The 15,292-nt window shown below is 67.0% G+C and carries 6 protein-coding genes; 4 read left to right on the top strand and 2 right to left on the bottom strand.

The genetic code is table 11. The features are described from left to right. The first annotated feature begins 123 nt into the window (after positions 1-123). On the top strand, positions 124-1,110 hold the full coding sequence (locus tag CBP34_RS14570) for a Bug family tripartite tricarboxylate transporter substrate binding protein (RefSeq protein ID WP_094098448.1): 987 nt from the start codon (positions 124-126) through the stop codon (positions 1,108-1,110). Positions 1,111-1,240: 130 nt separating this feature from the next. Here the strand turns inward: CBP34_RS14570 and CBP34_RS14565 are convergent, their stop codons facing one another. Both CBP34_RS14565 and CBP34_RS14560 read right to left on the bottom strand, forming a co-directional pair. Further along, on the bottom strand, positions 1,241-1,849 hold the full coding sequence (locus CBP34_RS14565) for a hypothetical protein (RefSeq protein WP_094098447.1): 609 nt from the start codon (positions 1,847-1,849) through the stop codon (positions 1,241-1,243). A 43-nt stretch (positions 1,850-1,892) separates the two neighbouring features. After that, positions 1,893-4,013 (bottom strand): catalase, encoded by a 2,121-nt coding sequence (locus tag CBP34_RS14560; protein WP_094098446.1) that lies wholly within the window; start codon positions 4,011-4,013, stop codon positions 1,893-1,895. Positions 4,014-4,229: 216 nt separating this feature from the next. On the opposite strand from CBP34_RS14560, the gene CBP34_RS14555 reads away from it, so the two are divergent. The 3 genes from CBP34_RS14555 (at position 4,230) to CBP34_RS14545 (ending at position 15,275) form a co-directional block, all read left to right on the top strand. Continuing rightward, the gene (locus CBP34_RS14555) at positions 4,230-10,229 is read left to right on the top strand and encodes an alpha-2-macroglobulin family protein (protein ID WP_094098445.1); all 6,000 of its coding nucleotides are present in this window, start codon (positions 4,230-4,232) and stop codon (positions 10,227-10,229) included. A gap of 405 nt (positions 10,230-10,634) precedes the next feature. Further along, positions 10,635-12,920 (top strand): penicillin-binding protein 1C, encoded by a 2,286-nt coding sequence (pbpC, locus tag CBP34_RS14550; RefSeq protein ID WP_094099196.1) that lies wholly within the window; start codon positions 10,635-10,637, stop codon positions 12,918-12,920. Between the two features lie 78 nt (positions 12,921-12,998). Then, complete coding sequence (locus tag CBP34_RS14545) at positions 12,999-15,275, top strand: bifunctional diguanylate cyclase/phosphodiesterase (protein WP_094099195.1); 2,277 nt, start codon at positions 12,999-13,001, stop codon at positions 15,273-15,275. Positions 15,276-15,292 lie beyond the last annotated feature (17 nt).

Below are 15,292 nucleotides of genomic sequence, written 5' to 3'. Positions count from 1 at the left end.
CTATTTAATAGCATTTGAGTGCGCATGAGGCAGGGCGTGGCAGCCTTGCTTCACCGGTTTGCAGCCATCGTGCCGGCATTTTTTCCGCGTTCTCCGCCCGGTTTTTGTCCTGAGGAGTTGGATATGTCTTTGCGTCGCACCGTTGTTTCGCGCGCCCTGCGCGGCCTCGCCGCCCTGGCGGCGGGCCTGGCCCTGTCCACGGCCATGGCGCAGCCGGCCAAGCCCCTGCGCATCCTGGTGGGGTTTCCGCCGGGCGGCGGCACCGATGCCATTGCGCGCACGCTGTCCGAGCGGCTCAAGGACGCTCTCGGGGTGCCGGTGGTGGTGGACAACCGGCCCGGCGCCGGTGGGCAGATTGCCGCGCAGGTGCTCAAGGCATCGCCGCCCGACGGCACCACGGTGTTTCTCACGCACGACCACACCATCTCCATCCTGCCGCTGGTGGTGAAGAACCCCGGCTACCAGCCCGACCACGACTTCGTGCCCGTGGCGGGCTTTGCCACCTTTGTGAATGCCTTTGCCGTCTCGGGCGGCACCCCCGCCAAAGACTTTGACGAATACGTGCAGTGGGTGCGCACCCAGGGCGGCGGCAAGGGGGCCGTGGGCATTCCGGCGCCCGCGTCCACGCCGGAGTTTCTGGTGAAGCTGGTGGGGGAAAAATTCCAGCTCGACCTGGTTTCGGCGCCCTACCGGGGCGCGGCGCCCATGATGGCCGACATGCTGGGCAACCAGATCGGCGCAGGCGTGGGCTCGGTGCAGGACTTCATGGAAAACCACAAGGCTGGCAAGCTGCGCGTGGTGGCGGTGCTGGGCACCAAGCGCCAGGCGGCCATGCCCCAAGTGCCCACGTTCGACGAATTGGGCCTCAAGGGCTTTGCCGACTTGCCGTATTACGGCTTCTATGCCCCGGCCGGCACATCGCAGAAGTTCATCAACCAGTTCGCGCTTGCGCTGGCCGAGGTGGTGACCGCGCCCGATGTGCGCGAGCGCCTCACCGCCATGGGCCTTACGGTGGGCTTCATGACGCCGCAGCAACTGGGCGCGCGCGAGCACGCCTACACCGAAACCTGGCGCCGCATCATCAAGACCAGCGGATTTGTGCCGCAGTAAGCCCGAACGGGCGAGGGCGCCGCGGTGGCATGAAATGGATGCAAAAATAGCCGCCAGCGCTTGTCCGTAAAGCGCTGGCAGCTATCAATTTGGTGGCATCTTGGGCAGTCATGCTGCCCCGTGCCAGCCCCTACAGCATGGCCGCGCGCTGCTGCTCGGCGCGCGATGCGCCAATGGCGGTCTCCACGTTCTTCACTTCTTCGGGCGGCGGCAGCACGGCGGGCATGCCCAGCGCTTCGATGGCCAGCTCGCGGCACCAGCCCTTGGTGTGATAGAGGTGGTGGTCTTCATCCTTTTCCACCGCCTGGTGCGCGGCTTTCAGGGCCTTGCCCAGGTCGCCGGTGGCCACTTCGGCCACCTTGCCCAGCAGCTCCCAGTTGGCATGGTCCTTGGTTTCGGCATGCACCACGCATTCGGCCGCCACCAGCTGGGCCGCTGCCGGGCCGGCTTCCTTGCGGGTCAGCTGCATGGCCTTCACCAGTGATTCGCCGATGTGCTTGACCACCCGGCGCGTGGGCGTCTGGGTGTCGGGGCTCAGGCCCAGCGTGTCGCACAGGCTGCGCACCACATGCTGGTGGGTCAGGGTCTCCTGCAGGTACTCCTCCCATTCTTCCTTCAGGTCGGGGTGGATGGCGCACTGGATGGCGGTGCGGTACACCTGCTCGCCGCCCAGTTCGGTTTCCATCATCTGGATGACCAGGTCATTGAGTTGCTGGCTGTCATAGCGTGCTTTGGACATGGGATCTCCTTGGGTTGCTGCGGTGGATAACGGGTTGGGTTGCTTACGCCAGCGTGCGCACCCGGGGCTCGCGCTCCCACTGGCGGGTCTGGGCGGCGGCGATGAAGCCCTGCACATCGGCCGGGTCCACCACGCCGGCGTCGGGCTCGATGCCACCGGCCTGCAGGATGGCCTGCGTGCCCTTGCAGGCGGCAATGGCCTTGAGGTGGCCAAACGCGTCGCGGAACCAGTCCACGGCGGCGGCTTCCCTGGCCAGCTGCGCGCCCATGTCGGGCGACAGGATGGAGGCCACGGCGTCAAACACCACCGACGGTGTGCCGGCGAGCTGGCCGTCGGCGGGCAGCAGGGTGCCGTCCTTCAGCACCGCGCCGCCGACCTTGGGCGCCACGATCTTCACGGTGGCACCGGCCTTTTTCAGCGCCTTGCGCAGGGTGGCCACCGAGGTGCCGTTCGACCCATCGGCCACCAGGATGCCGATACAGCGGCCCTGTAGCGTGGACTTCATGCGGTCGATGATGCGCAGCGCGGGCGAAAGCGGCAGGTCCTGCACGGGTTCGACCGTGGGGGGCGCAGGCGGCAGGGTTTGCATGCCCAGGCCGTCGGCCACGCGCTGGGCGAGCTCCGGGTCCACATGCTGCAGGTGGCCCACCACGGCTTCGCGCACATGGGGCGTGACCACCTTGGACAGCTCGAACACCGTGGCCGATGCCACATGGGCCTGCTCCAGCGGGCTCTGGCTGCGGTAGAACATGCGCGCCTGGCTGTAATGGTCGGCAAAACTCTCGGCGCGCACGCGGCCCTTCACACCGTCGTCGGCCTGGGCAAAGTGCCGAAAGCCCTGCGCCTGCGAGGCGCGTGGCGTGTCGGCCTGCAGGCTGCTGGGTTCGTAGTTGACGCGGCCCTTGGGCACCTGCATCTGCATGTGGCCGTCGCGCTGCAGGTTGTGGAACGGGCACTTCGGTGCATTGATGGGAATCTGCGAAAAGTTGGGCCCGCCCAGGCGTGACAGCTGCGTATCGAGGTACGAGAACAGCCGGCCCTGCAGCAGCGGGTCGTTGCTGAAGTCAATGCCCGGCGGCACGTTGGCGGGGCAAAAGGCCACCTGCTCGGTCTCGGCAAAAAAGTTGTCGGGCCAGCGGTTGAGCACCATGCGGCCCACGGGCTGCAGCGGCACCAGTTCTTCGGGGATGAGCTTGGTGGGGTCGAGGTGGTCGAACGGGAAACGCTCGGCATCCTGCTCGGTGAACAACTGCACCGACAGCTCCCACTCGGGGAAGTCGCCCGCCTCGATGGCCTCGAACAGGTCGCGCCGGTGGTAGTCGTTGTCGGCCGATTGCAGCTTGACCGCCTCGTCCCACACGGTGGACTGGATGCCCAGCTTGGGCCGCCAGTGGAACTTCACGAACGTGCTCTCGCCCGCCGCATTGAGCAGGCGAAAGCTGTGCACGCCAAAGCCTTCGATCATGCGCAGGCTGCGCGGGATGGTGCGGTCGCTCATGGCCCACATCACCATGTGCAGGGTTTCGGGCATGAGCGAGACAAAATCCCAGAAGGTGTCGTGCGCGCTGGCCGCCTGCGGAAAACCCCGGTCGGGCTCCATCTTCACGGCGTGCACGAGGTCGGGAAATTTCATCGCATCCTGGATGAAGAACACCGGGATGTTGTTGCCAACCAGGTCCCAGTTGCCTTCGGGCGTGTAGAACTTGACGGCAAAGCCACGCACGTCGCGCGGCGTGTCCACCGAGCCTGCGCCACCGGCCACGGTGGAAAAGCGCGTGAACACCGGCGTTTGCACGCCCACTTCGGTCAGCACCTTGGCGGTGGTGTACTTTATGAGCGAATGCGTCAGTTCAAAAAAGCCGTGCGCCGCCGTGCCGCGCGCATGCACGATGCGCTCGGGGATGCGCTCATGGTCAAAGTGCGTGATCTTCTCGCGCAGGATGAAGTCTTCCAGCAGCGTGGGGCCGCGGGGCGCAGAGCGCAGCGAGTTCTGGTTGTCCGCCACCGGAATGCCCATTTGTGTGGTCAGCACCGGGTGCTTGCCGCCAGCCTGCTGCTGCAGCTCGCCGGCGTTGCCACGGTAGGTGTCGGACTGGGTGGAGGATGGAGTGGTTGCAGACGGCGATTTGCTGGCCTGGCTGCGCGCAGTAGGGGGTCGTGCCATGGGTGCTCCTGGGGTGGTTTCAAGACAGGCGACCATCTTTGTTTTCAACAGCCCATGGCGGAGTAGGACAGCGCCTTATGGCCGCGTCGTCAGTGTGCGGCGATGGGCGCTGTACGGGCGAACTCGTAAGCGCGTGCAACGCAAGCGGGCTGGTCGTGCCGTTTTGTTACGCTCGCCGCAATCGTCGGAGGGGAAAGCGTGAACGCAAAAAAATGGATGTTGGCCACCGGCCTGTCGCTGCTGGCGCTGGGCGCGCAGGCCTTGCAGATCACCCACTTTTCGCCCCGGGGCGAGGTGGCGCGGGTGCGCCAGATGGTGGCCAAATTCGATGCGGCGGCGGTCCATTTTGGTGACCCCAAGGCACCGGCTCCCGTCAGCCTGAGTTGCAGCGACGCCAGCGCCACCCAGGGCACGGGCCGCTGGACCAGCGAGCGCGAATGGGTCTTCGACTTCGATAACGACCTGCCACCCGGCGTGCGCTGCACCGTGACCGTCAAGCCCGGGTTCAAATCGGCCTCTGGCGCATTGTTGACGGGCGCATCAAGCTATCAATTCAATAGTGGCGGCCCGTTTGTCCAGAGCGTGCGGCCCGGCACCTACCAGGAGATCGACGAAGAGCAGTTCTTTGTGCTGCAGCTGAGCGGCCCAGCCACGCTGGCCAGCGTGCAGGCCAACCTGTGGTGCGCGCTGCAGGACGTGGGCGAGCGCGTGCCGGTGCGGCTTGTCGACGGCGCGCAGCGCAGCGAGATGCTGAAATCGCTGGGGCTGGAGCAGCGCGCGCTCAAGGAGCCGTTGCAGTTTGTCTCGCTGGCCTGCAACCGGCGGCTCACCTCGGGCTCGCGCGTGCAACTGGTGTATGGCAAGGGCGTGGCCACGCCCAGCGGCGTGCCCAACGCGGTGGAAAGGCGCTTCGACTACAAGGTGCGCCAGCCTTTTGCCGCCGAGTTCAGTTGTGAACGCGAGAACGCCCAGGCTGCCTGCCTGCCGATACGGCCGATGACGTTGTCCTTCAACGCGCCGGTGCCGCGCAAGCTGGCAGCCGCCATCCGCCTGAAATCCCCCACGGAGACCCTGCAGCCGCGCCTGGACAGTGGCGCCGAGGGGCAGCAGGCCGATACGCTGGTCAACAGCGTGCAGTTTGCTGCCCCCCTGGCCGAGAACGCGGCCTTCACGCTGGAGCTGCCCAGGGACTTCAAGGACGCCTCGGGCCGCGCGCTGCGCAACGCCGACAGCTTTCCGCTGAAGGTGGCCACGGGCGGCAGGCCGCCCCTGGCCAAGTTTGCCGCAGCGCCCTTTGGCATCGTGGAGCGCTTTGCCGAAGGCCCCGCCGCCGACAAACCACCTGCGCTGCTGCCGGTAACGCTGCGCAATGTCGAGGCCGCCCTGCGCGTGCAGGGCCTGCAGCCGGGTGCCGCCATGGCGCCCGCAGGCAAGGTGAGCACGCTCAGGCCGCGCACCGACGCCGAGATCATTGCCTGGTTCAAGAAAGTGCAGCGCTACAACGCCACCCTGGTGAGCCGCAAGCAGGCGCGGCAGGACGTGACGGGCCCACTGCCCAAGGTGCTTGATGACAACAAGGAAACGGTGCAGTCGCGCATGCTGTCGCTGCTGGCCGGCAAGAGCGGTGTGAAGACGCTCGACCTGCCGCAACCCGCCAGCAAGGACCCGCGCCCCTTCGAGGTGGTGGGAATCCCGCTCACACCGGGTTTCCATGTGGTCGAGATCGCATCGCAAAAACTCGGCGCCTCGCTGCTCGACGAGCGCCACGGCGACAGCCGCACCATGGTTGTGCGAACCTCGGCGCTGGTCACCAACCTCGGCGTGCACTTCAAGCTGGGCCGCGAAAACGCGCTGGCCTGGGTCACCACGCTCGACAAGGGCCAACCCGTGCCCGGCGCCACGGTGCGCGTGTCGGACTGCAGGGGCAACGAGCTGGCCAATGCCTTGACGGACGCGCAAGGCATTGCCCGCATCGAAGGCCTGTCGTCCGACCCCGTGCGCTGCGGTGATGCGTATGGCGATGGCGACGGCGACAGTGGTGGCCAGGCGTATTTTGTCAGTGCGCGCAGCAATGGCGGCGACGGTGTCGAAGACATGGCCTTCACCTGGAGCGACTGGCAGCGCGGCATCGAGCCCTGGCGCTTTAACGTGCCCACCAGCACCGAGGCACGCCCCGACGAGCGCGCCCACACCATTTTTGACCGCACGCTGCTGCGCGCGGGCGAGACGGTGTCGATGAAACATGTGCTGCGCACCCAAACGCGCCAGGGCTTTGCCCTGCCCGAGGCGCGGCCCGACACCCTGGCTATCACCCATGTGGGCAGCGGCCAGCAGTTCACGCAGCCGCTGGCGTGGCGCAACACCGCCACCGGCGGCCTGAGCGCACAGAGCAGCTTTGCCGTGCCGCCCGCGGCCAAGCTGGGTGTTTACCAAGTGGAGCTGCGCAACGGCGCGGACCCCGGGCGCAGCTTCGGCTCGGGCCAGTTCCGGGTGGAAGAGTTCCGCCTGCCGGTGCTGCAGGGCCGCATCACGCCCAGCGACAAGAAGGCCCTGGTGCATGTGCGCTCGGTGCCCACCGACGTGCAGATCAGCTATGTGGCCGGCGGCGGCGCGGCCAACCTGCCGGTGCGCGTGTCGGCGATGGTGCGGGGCAAGTATCTGCAGTTCAGCGACTACGACGCTTTCAGCTTCAACCCCCCGCGCAAGCGCGAGCAGTCGAATGCCAGCAGCGACGATGAGGAGGCCACGGCCAGCCAGGATGCGCGCGTGATCGCCGACAAACTGCCGCTCACGCTGAACAAGGACGGCGCGGGACAGCTCACCATTGACAACGTGCCCCAGGCCCGCCAGCCGCAGGAGCTGCTGCTCGAAGCCACCTACGCCGATCCCAATGGCGAGGTACAGACGCTGCGCAGCACGCAGACACTGTGGCCTGCCGCGGTGGTGGCGGGCATCAAGACCGAAGGCTGGGTGTCTGCGCGCCAGAAGATCCGCTTTCAGGCGCTGGCGCTGCAGCACGATGGCAAGCCGGCCGCCGACACCTCGCTGCAGGTGCAGGCCATCGCCCGCATCACCACCACCACACGCAAGCGCATGGTGGGCGGGTTCTACAGCTACGACAACCAGACCGAAACCAAAGACCTGGGCACCGTGTGCACCGGCAAAAGCGATGCGCGCGGCCTGCTGCTGTGCGAAGCCCGGCTCGACGAGGCGGGCGAGGTGGAGCTGGTGGTGACCGCCACCGACCGCGATGGCAACACCAGCGAGGCCGCGTCGTCGGTGTGGGTCACGCGCCAGGGCGAGCTGTGGTTTGGCGGCGAAGACCACGACCGCATCGACCTGCTGCCCGAGAAGAAAAGTTACCAGCCCGGTGAAACCGCCAAATTCCAGGTGCGCATGCCGTTCCGCTTTGCCACGGCGCTGGTGGCCGTGGAGCGCGAAGGCATCATCGATACGCAGGTTGTGCAGCTCAACGGGCAGGACCCCACCGTGAGCCTGAAGGTGCAGCCCGACTGGGGCCCGAATGTGTATGTGAGCGTGCTGGCGCTGCGCGGCCGCCTGCGCGAGGTGCCGTGGTACAGCTTCTTCACCTGGGGCTACAAGGCGCCGCGCGAATGGTGGACCTCGTTCTGGTACGAAGGCAAGGAATACCAGGCGCCCACGGCGCTGGTGGATTTGTCCAAGCCCGCGTTCCGCCTGGGCCTGGCCGAAATCCGCGTGGGCACCCAGGCCCACCAGATCAACGTGAAGGTGACGGCAGACAAGGAAAGCTATGCCGTGCGCGGCAAGGCGCAGGTCACCATCACCGCCACGCTGCCCGGTGGCAAGCCCGCCGCCCACGCCGAGGTGGCGCTGGCCGCGGTGGACCAGGCCCTGCTGGAGCTGATGCCCAACACCAGCTGGAACCTGCTTGAAGCCATGCTGCAGCGCCGCAGCTGGGGCGTGGAGACATCGACGGCGCAAATGGAGATCATCGGCCGCCGCCACTACGGCAAGAAGGCCGTGCCCGCGGGCGGTGGCGGTGGCCGCGCGCAGACGCGTGAGCTGCTCGACACCCTGCTGCTGTGGGAGCCCGCGCTCAAGCTCGACGCCAACGGACAGGCGAAAGTCACGGTGCCGCTCAACGATGCGCTCACCACCTTCAAGATCGTGGCGGTGGCCGATGCGTTCACGGGCCTGTTCGGCACCGGCAGCACCAGCATTCGCGCCACGCAGGATTTGCAGATCATCAGCGGCTTGCCGCCGCTGGTGCGCGAGGACGACCAGTTCCGCGCCCAGATCATGCTGCGCAACACCACCAAGGCGGCGATGAAGGTGGAGGTGGCGCCGCGCGCCACGCTGCTGGACCTGAAGCCGCAAACCATCGATATCCCGCCTGGCGAGGCGCGCGAGGTGGCCTGGAACGTGACGGCGCCTGCGCAACTGGCGCAGACGCGCGCCCAGGCCATCCTGTGGGAGATCGAAGCCAGGGACAAGCTGGGTGGCGCGAGCGATGCGCTCAAGGCCAGCCAGAAGCTGATTCCCGCCGTGCCGCTCACGGTGCAGCAGGCCACGCTGGTGCAGGTGGACGGCAGCCTCCACCTGGATGGGAACCCGCCCGCCGACGCCCTGCCTGAATCTGGAGTGAAGCGGGGCGGCCTCAAGATGTCGCTGCAGCCCAAGTTGGCCGAAGGCTTGCCGGGCGTGCGAGACTGGTGGGCCCGCTACCCGTTTGCCTGCCTGGAGCAAAAGACCAGCAAGGCCGTGGGCCTGCGCGACGGGGCGCTGTGGCAGACGGTGGTGGCGCAACTGCCCACCTACCTCGACAGCGACGGCCTGGCCAACTACTTCCCGCCGCGCGATGGCGATGCCAGCCGCGGGAGCGACACCCTCACGGCCTACCTGCTGGCGGCCACGCATGAGGCGGCCAGCATCAACCCCGCGTTTGCGCTGCCCGACGATGTGCGTGCGCCGATGGAGCGTGGCCTGATCGCGTTTGTCGAAGGCCGCATCGAGCGCAGCTTCTGGAGCCCGCGCAAAGACCTCGACATGCGCAAGCTCGCGGCCATCGAGGCGCTGTCGCGCTACGGCAAAGCCCAGGGCCGCATGGTGAGCAGCATCACCATCGCGCCCAACCAGTGGCCCACGCACACGGTGATCGACTGGGTCAACATATTGAAGCGCGTGGCCGATGTGTCCCAGCGCGACCAGCGCCTGGCCGAGGCCATGCAGGTTCTGCGCAGCCGCCTGTCGTTCCAGGGCACCAAGCTGATCTTCAGCACCGAGCATCAGGATTACTGGTGGTGGCTGATGCAAAACGGCGACCTGAACACCGCTCGCCTGATGCTGGCCGTAATGGACGACCCGGCCTGGAAGGACGACATGGGGCGCCTGGCCAATGGTTTCATCAGCCGCCAGCAGGCGGGTGCCTGGCACACCACCACGGCCAACCTGTGGGGCGGGCTGGCGCTGGAGAAATTCAGCGCCAGGTTTGAGGCCACGCCGGTGTCGGGGATGACCAAGGCAACGATGGCAGCCAACACCGCCAACGTGGACTGGAGCAAGGTCGAGCGCGTGAAAACCACCGACGCCAGCGGCGCCGCCAGTCAGACCACCTGGTTTGGCGCGCCCGCATCGCCCGGCAACCTGAAGAACAACGGTATGTTCCTGCCCTGGTCAGCCAGTCCGGGCAAGCCCGGGGGCAAGGAGCAACTGGCCGTCGCGCACCAAGGCACCGGCAAGCCCTGGCTCACGCTGCAGTCGGTGGCCGCCATCCAGCTCAAGGCACCGTTTGCCGCCGGCTATGCGATTACCAAGACCATCACGCCGGTGGAGCAGGCCAACAAGTCGCTGCCTGCCGGCCAGTACACGCGCGGCGATGTGTTGCGCGTGACGCTCACGGTCAACGCCAGCGCCGACATGACCTGGGTGGCCATCACCGACCCCATTCCGGGCGGCGCCACCATCCTGGGCAGCGGCCTGGGCCGCGATTCAGCGATTGCCACGCAGGGCGAGAAAAAGAGCGGCAGCGGCTGGCCCGCGTTCGAGGAGCGCAGCTTCGAAGCCTTCCGCAGCTACTACGAGTACCTGCCCAAGGGCACGGTCACGATGGAATACACCGTGCGGCTGAACAACGCGGGCGACTTCGCGCTGCCCCCGAGCCGGGTCGAGGCGCTGTATGCGCCAGAGATGTTTGGCGAAGCGCCGAACGCGCGGGTCAAGGTCGATTTTCCATAGCGATGCACTTGTGCCCGTTCTGCATCCCCAACCATCATTCACGCCATGAACCTCACCGTTTTTGTTGAATTTCGCTTCTGGTTGCTGGTGGTGTTCTCGCTGGTACTGCCTGTGGGGATTTATGCGCTGCTGCTCGTCACGCAGTCCATTTCGCGTATGTCGGTGATGGGGTTCGGTATTGCGCTGGTGCTGATTGCGGGGGTGGACGTGTACCTGCTGCAGACGCTGGCGAGCGTGGCCAAAAATACGCCTTCACTGGCCGACGATGCGGTGTTTGTCTCCGAGTTGTCTCTCGCGCTCTATCTATTGCCCGTGGTGTATGGCGGCATTGGCGTAAACCTCATCTCGCACGTGCTGCTGCGCCACCTGACCGAAGCGGAAAAGCGTTTCGACCGCGAGCACCCGATGACTGAGCGCTGGTGGACAGTGCGCCCCTGGTGCGCCGGCTGGGCGTTGTGGGTTGTCTGTGCATCGGCCGCGTGGGCGATCCCGCCGTTTGGTGAGGTGCGCGCCGACTTCCAACCCTCCGACACACTGATCCTTTCGCGCGAGGGCGAGGTGCTGCAGCGCCTGCGCGTGGACGCCACAGTGCGGCGCGGCCAGTGGGTGCCGCTGGCCGAGGTGTCGCCGGCGCTGCGCCAGGCGCTGGTGCTCAGCGAGGACAAGCGTTTTTTTGAGCACAGCGGCGTGGACTGGCGCGCCGCATCGGCTGCAGCCTGGGGCAACCTGTGGAACCAGCGCACGCGCGGGGCCAGCACCATCACCATGCAACTGGCGGGCTTGCTCGATGGGGACTGGCGCCAGGGTCCGGGTGGCCGCAGCGTGGCGCAAAAGCTCGGGCAGACCGTGGCCGCGCAGGTGCTGGACCGGCGCTGGCGCAAGGACCAGATCCTGGAGGCGTATCTCAACCTTGTGCCGTTTCGCAGCGAGCTGGTGGGCATTGATGCCCTGAGCCGCACGCTGTTTGGCAAGGCGGCCCACGGCCTAGACGACCGCGAGGCGGCCGTGGCCGCAGCCCTGGTGCGCGCGCCCAATGCCCGGCCCGCGCTGGTGGCGCAACGTGCCTGTGGCGTGCTGCGCGACATGCAGCAGCGCCCCGGCAACGGGGCCGCCCGCGTGGATTGCGATGCGCTGGACCTGTTCACCACTGCCGCGCTGCAGCGCCGGGCCTTTGATGCGAGCGACGGCGTGGCCCCGCACTTTGCGCGCTACCTGCTGCGCCAGCGGTTCAAGGACGGCGCCGTGCCGGAAAGGGTGCCCAGCACGCTGCGCGCCCCGCTGCAGCGCTTTGCCGTGCAGAGCCTGCAGCAGCAGCTGCGCGAGCTGCGCGGGCGCCATGTCGAAGACGGCGCGGTGCTGGTGCTGGACAACGCCACGGGCGCGGTGCTGGCCTGGGTGGGGTCGTCAGGTGCGCTGAGCCAGGCCGGCGAAGTGGATGGCGTGCTGGCGCTGCGCCAGCCGGGTTCCACGCTCAAGCCTTTTCTGTATGCGCAGGCGATTGCCGAGCAGCGGCTCACGGCGGCGTCGCTGGTGCAGGACTCGCCCGCGCAGATCACCACCGCCAGCGGCCTCTACATCCCGCAGAACTACGACCGCCAGTTCAAGGGCTGGGTGTCGGTGCGCACGGCGCTGGCGGCCTCGCTCAATGTGCCGGCGGTGCGGGCGCTGGTCATGGTGACGCCTGACGCGTTCCACCGGCAACTGGCTGCCGTGGGTTTGCCATTGCGCGAAAGCGGCGATTATTTTGGCTACAGCCTGGCACTGGGCAGCCCCGAAGTGCCGTTGCTGCACCTGACCAACGCATTTCGCACCCTGGCCAATGGCGGTCGTGCCAGTGCGGTGGCGTTGGCCGATGCCAAGGCGCATTTCACCCCCGCCATCGACGCGCATGCCGCATACATCGTGGGCGATATCCTGTCCGACGGCAATGCGCGCGCGCGCACTTTTGGCGCCGACAGCGTGCTGGCCACGCGCTTCTGGTCTGCCGTGAAAACCGGCACCAGCAAGGACATGCGCGACAACTGGGCGGTGGGCTGGTCCGAGCGCTACACCGTGGGCGTGTGGGTTGGCAACGCCAGCGGCGCAGCCATGCACGACGTCAGCGGCACCAGCGGCGCGGCGCCCGTCTGGGCGGCGGTGATGGGTTTTTTGCACGCACGCGAGCCCAGCCGGCCCCCCGGGGCGCCCGCCGGCCTGGTGCGCGCAGCGGTGCGGTTTGGCCCGGCACAGCCGCCCCCGGCAGGCAACGCCCAGCCACTGGAGGCCGCGCGCGAGGAGTGGTTTGTGCCCGGCACGCAGCAGGCGGTTTTTGCTATGGATTCAGGAGCTGATGGCGCTTATGAATCAAGCGCCAGAGGCCAAAAAGGTTCAAAAACTGCTGCTCGCGGTGCCCCCGCGCCCGCGACCACGGGGGCCGCCGCGCGCATCACCGCGCCGCCGCCCGGCACCATCGTGGCGCTGGACCCCGACATTCCACCGGCGCGCCAGCGCCTGCACCTGCGGGCCAGCGGGCAGGGGCTGCATTGGCGCCTGGACGGCAAGCCGCTGGGGCGCGGGCCGCAGGTGGGCTGGCTGCCGTGGCCGGGGCGCCATGTGATACAACTGACCGATGCAGCGGGCACCGTGCTGGACGAGGTGCGCATCGAGGTGCGGGGCGCCGGGGTGCGTGCCAGCGCGGCGCCTGGGCGGTGACGGGGTGGCCCCCACGCACCAAGCAGTGCGCACCATGTCAGTGCGTACAATTGTAAAAATCTGTTTGTTCCCTTGTTTGTGCGTTCCTCTGCCACTTCCCGTCTGATCCTGCTGGCCGTGCTGCTGTCTTTGGGCATTGGCGGCCTGTTTGCCCGCAGCATCTGGACCCTGCGCGAGGAGGCGTGGCGCAATGCCGAGCGCACCAACGTCAACCTGGTGCGCACGCTGGACCAGAACATTGCCCGCACGATGGAGTCTTTTGACTTGTCGATTCAAGGGGTGGTGGAGGGCATCGGCGATCCGCGCGTGATGGCCCTGCCGGTCGAGATGCGCCAACGTGCGTTGTTCGACAATTCGCTGCGCGTGCAGGGCATTGGCTCCATTTTGGTGCTGGACCGGGCGGGCAACGTGGTGCTCGACTCGGAGTTTCCGGAGCCCCGCAAGGCCAACTTTGCCGATCGCGACTACGTCAAGGTGTTCGAGAGCGGTGCGCACACGGGGCTGTATGTGGGCGCGCCGGTGCGCGCACGCCTGACCGGCCTGCAAAGCCTGCCTGTGAGCCGCGCTTACTATGGGCCTGACGGTCAGCTGGCGGGGGTGGTCGTGGGCACCATCCGTCTGGCGCATTTTCAAAGCCTGTTCGAAGCATTGAACCTGGGGGTCCGCGATCGCCTGAATCTGTTCCGGGTCGATGGCGTTGTCCTTGTCCGTTCCCCCTTTGCCGAGGACGCGGTGGGCCGCAGCCTGGCAGGCACGCCCAACATCCGCATCTTCCAGTCCGCCCGCAGCGGCGTTTTCACCGGCCGGGCGGCGTTCGACAACGTCGAGCGCCTCTATGCGTTCCGGCATGTGGGTGACTATCCCCTGATGGTGAATGTGGCCCAGTCGGTGGATGCCATCCTGGCCAGCTGGTACCGCAGCGCCTGGCTTCTGGGCGGGTTTGCCCTGCTGCTGATGGCGGCCTGCGTGGGGCTGGCCGGGCTGTTTGCGCGCGAGTTGCGCCGCCGCCAGCAGGTCAGTGGCCAGCTGCAGCAGGTCGAGCACGATCTGCGCACCATTTTGAACAACCTGCCGTCCATGATTGGTTACTGGGACCGTAATCAGTACAACCGTTTTGCCAACCATGCCTATCTGGACTGGTTTGGCATGACGCCCGACCAGTTGCGTGGCAAGCACCTGCGCGAGCTGCTGGGCGGTGATCTTTACGAAAAGAGCCGGCCTTATCTGGAGCAGGCGCTGCAGGGGCATCCACAGATTTTCGAGCGCACGCGTGTGGACAACCAGGGAGCGGCACGCCACAGCATCGTCTCCTATGTGCCCGACGTTGACGGCGACGACGTGCGCGGCATTTTTGTGCAGGTGACCGATATCACGGAGCGCAAGCACATGGAAGAGGCGCTGTTCGAGGAAAAAGAGCGCATGCGCCTGACGCTCAAGGCCATTGGCGATGCCGTGGTCTGCACCGACGCGCAGGGTGTCGTCACCTACCTGAACCCCGTGGCCCAGCGCCTGACGGGCTGGCAGGGGTTTGATGCCGCCGGCCGCAGTGTGGACGAAGTGATTCGGCTGCAAAGCCCGGACGGACAGGCGCCCCAGCCCAGCCCGCTGCGCCTGGCGCTGCAGCAACAAAAACCGGTGGAGCCCACGCGCGGCGTGGTGCTGCACCGCACCAGCGGCCAGCGCTTTGATGTGGAGGAGTCGGCCAGCCCCATCACCGACCGCCATGGCCAGATCACTGGCGCCGTGACCGTGCTGCGCGATGTGACCGACACCGTGGCCATGCAGGAGCGCATGGCGCACCTGGCGCAATACGACGCGCTCACCGACCTGCCCAACCGCGTGCTGCTGCAGGACCGGGCCCGCCAGGCGCTGGCCCAGGCGCGGCGCGACGGCAAGTCGGTGGCCGTGATGTACATCGATCTCGATGGCTTCAAGCAGGTCAACGACACGCTGGGCCACGATGTGGGCGACGAATTGCTGGTGCAGCTGGCGCAGCGCCTCACGGGTGCGGTGCGTGCGTCGGACACGGTGTGCCGCCAGGGGGGCGACGAATTCGTGGTGCTGCTGCCGGGCATCGACACCACCGAGCAGGCCAGCCATGTGGCGCGCAAGATCATGGCCGCATGCAGCGCCCCTTATCTGCTCAACGGCCGGGTGCTGTCCGTGGAACTGAGCGGCGGTATTGCACTGTTTCCCGAGCATGGCCAGGACTTCGAAACGCTGTCGCGCCATGCCGACGCGGCCATGTATGCCGCAAAACATGCGGGCCGGCGGCAGTTTCGCGTCTATGCCGGGGTGGATGCTGAGCCCGTGCGGGTGGCGCTCGAAGACGATCAGGCTTCAATTTGCTCCTGAAATAATAGCTACTTGCG

Source organism: Acidovorax carolinensis (assembly GCF_002157145.1).
In the GTDB taxonomy this organism is placed as follows: Bacteria; Pseudomonadota; Gammaproteobacteria; order Burkholderiales; family Burkholderiaceae_C; genus Acidovorax; species Acidovorax carolinensis.
Note: the sequence above shows the minus strand (reverse complement) of the source record. Positions and strands in the feature narration are given on the sequence as shown.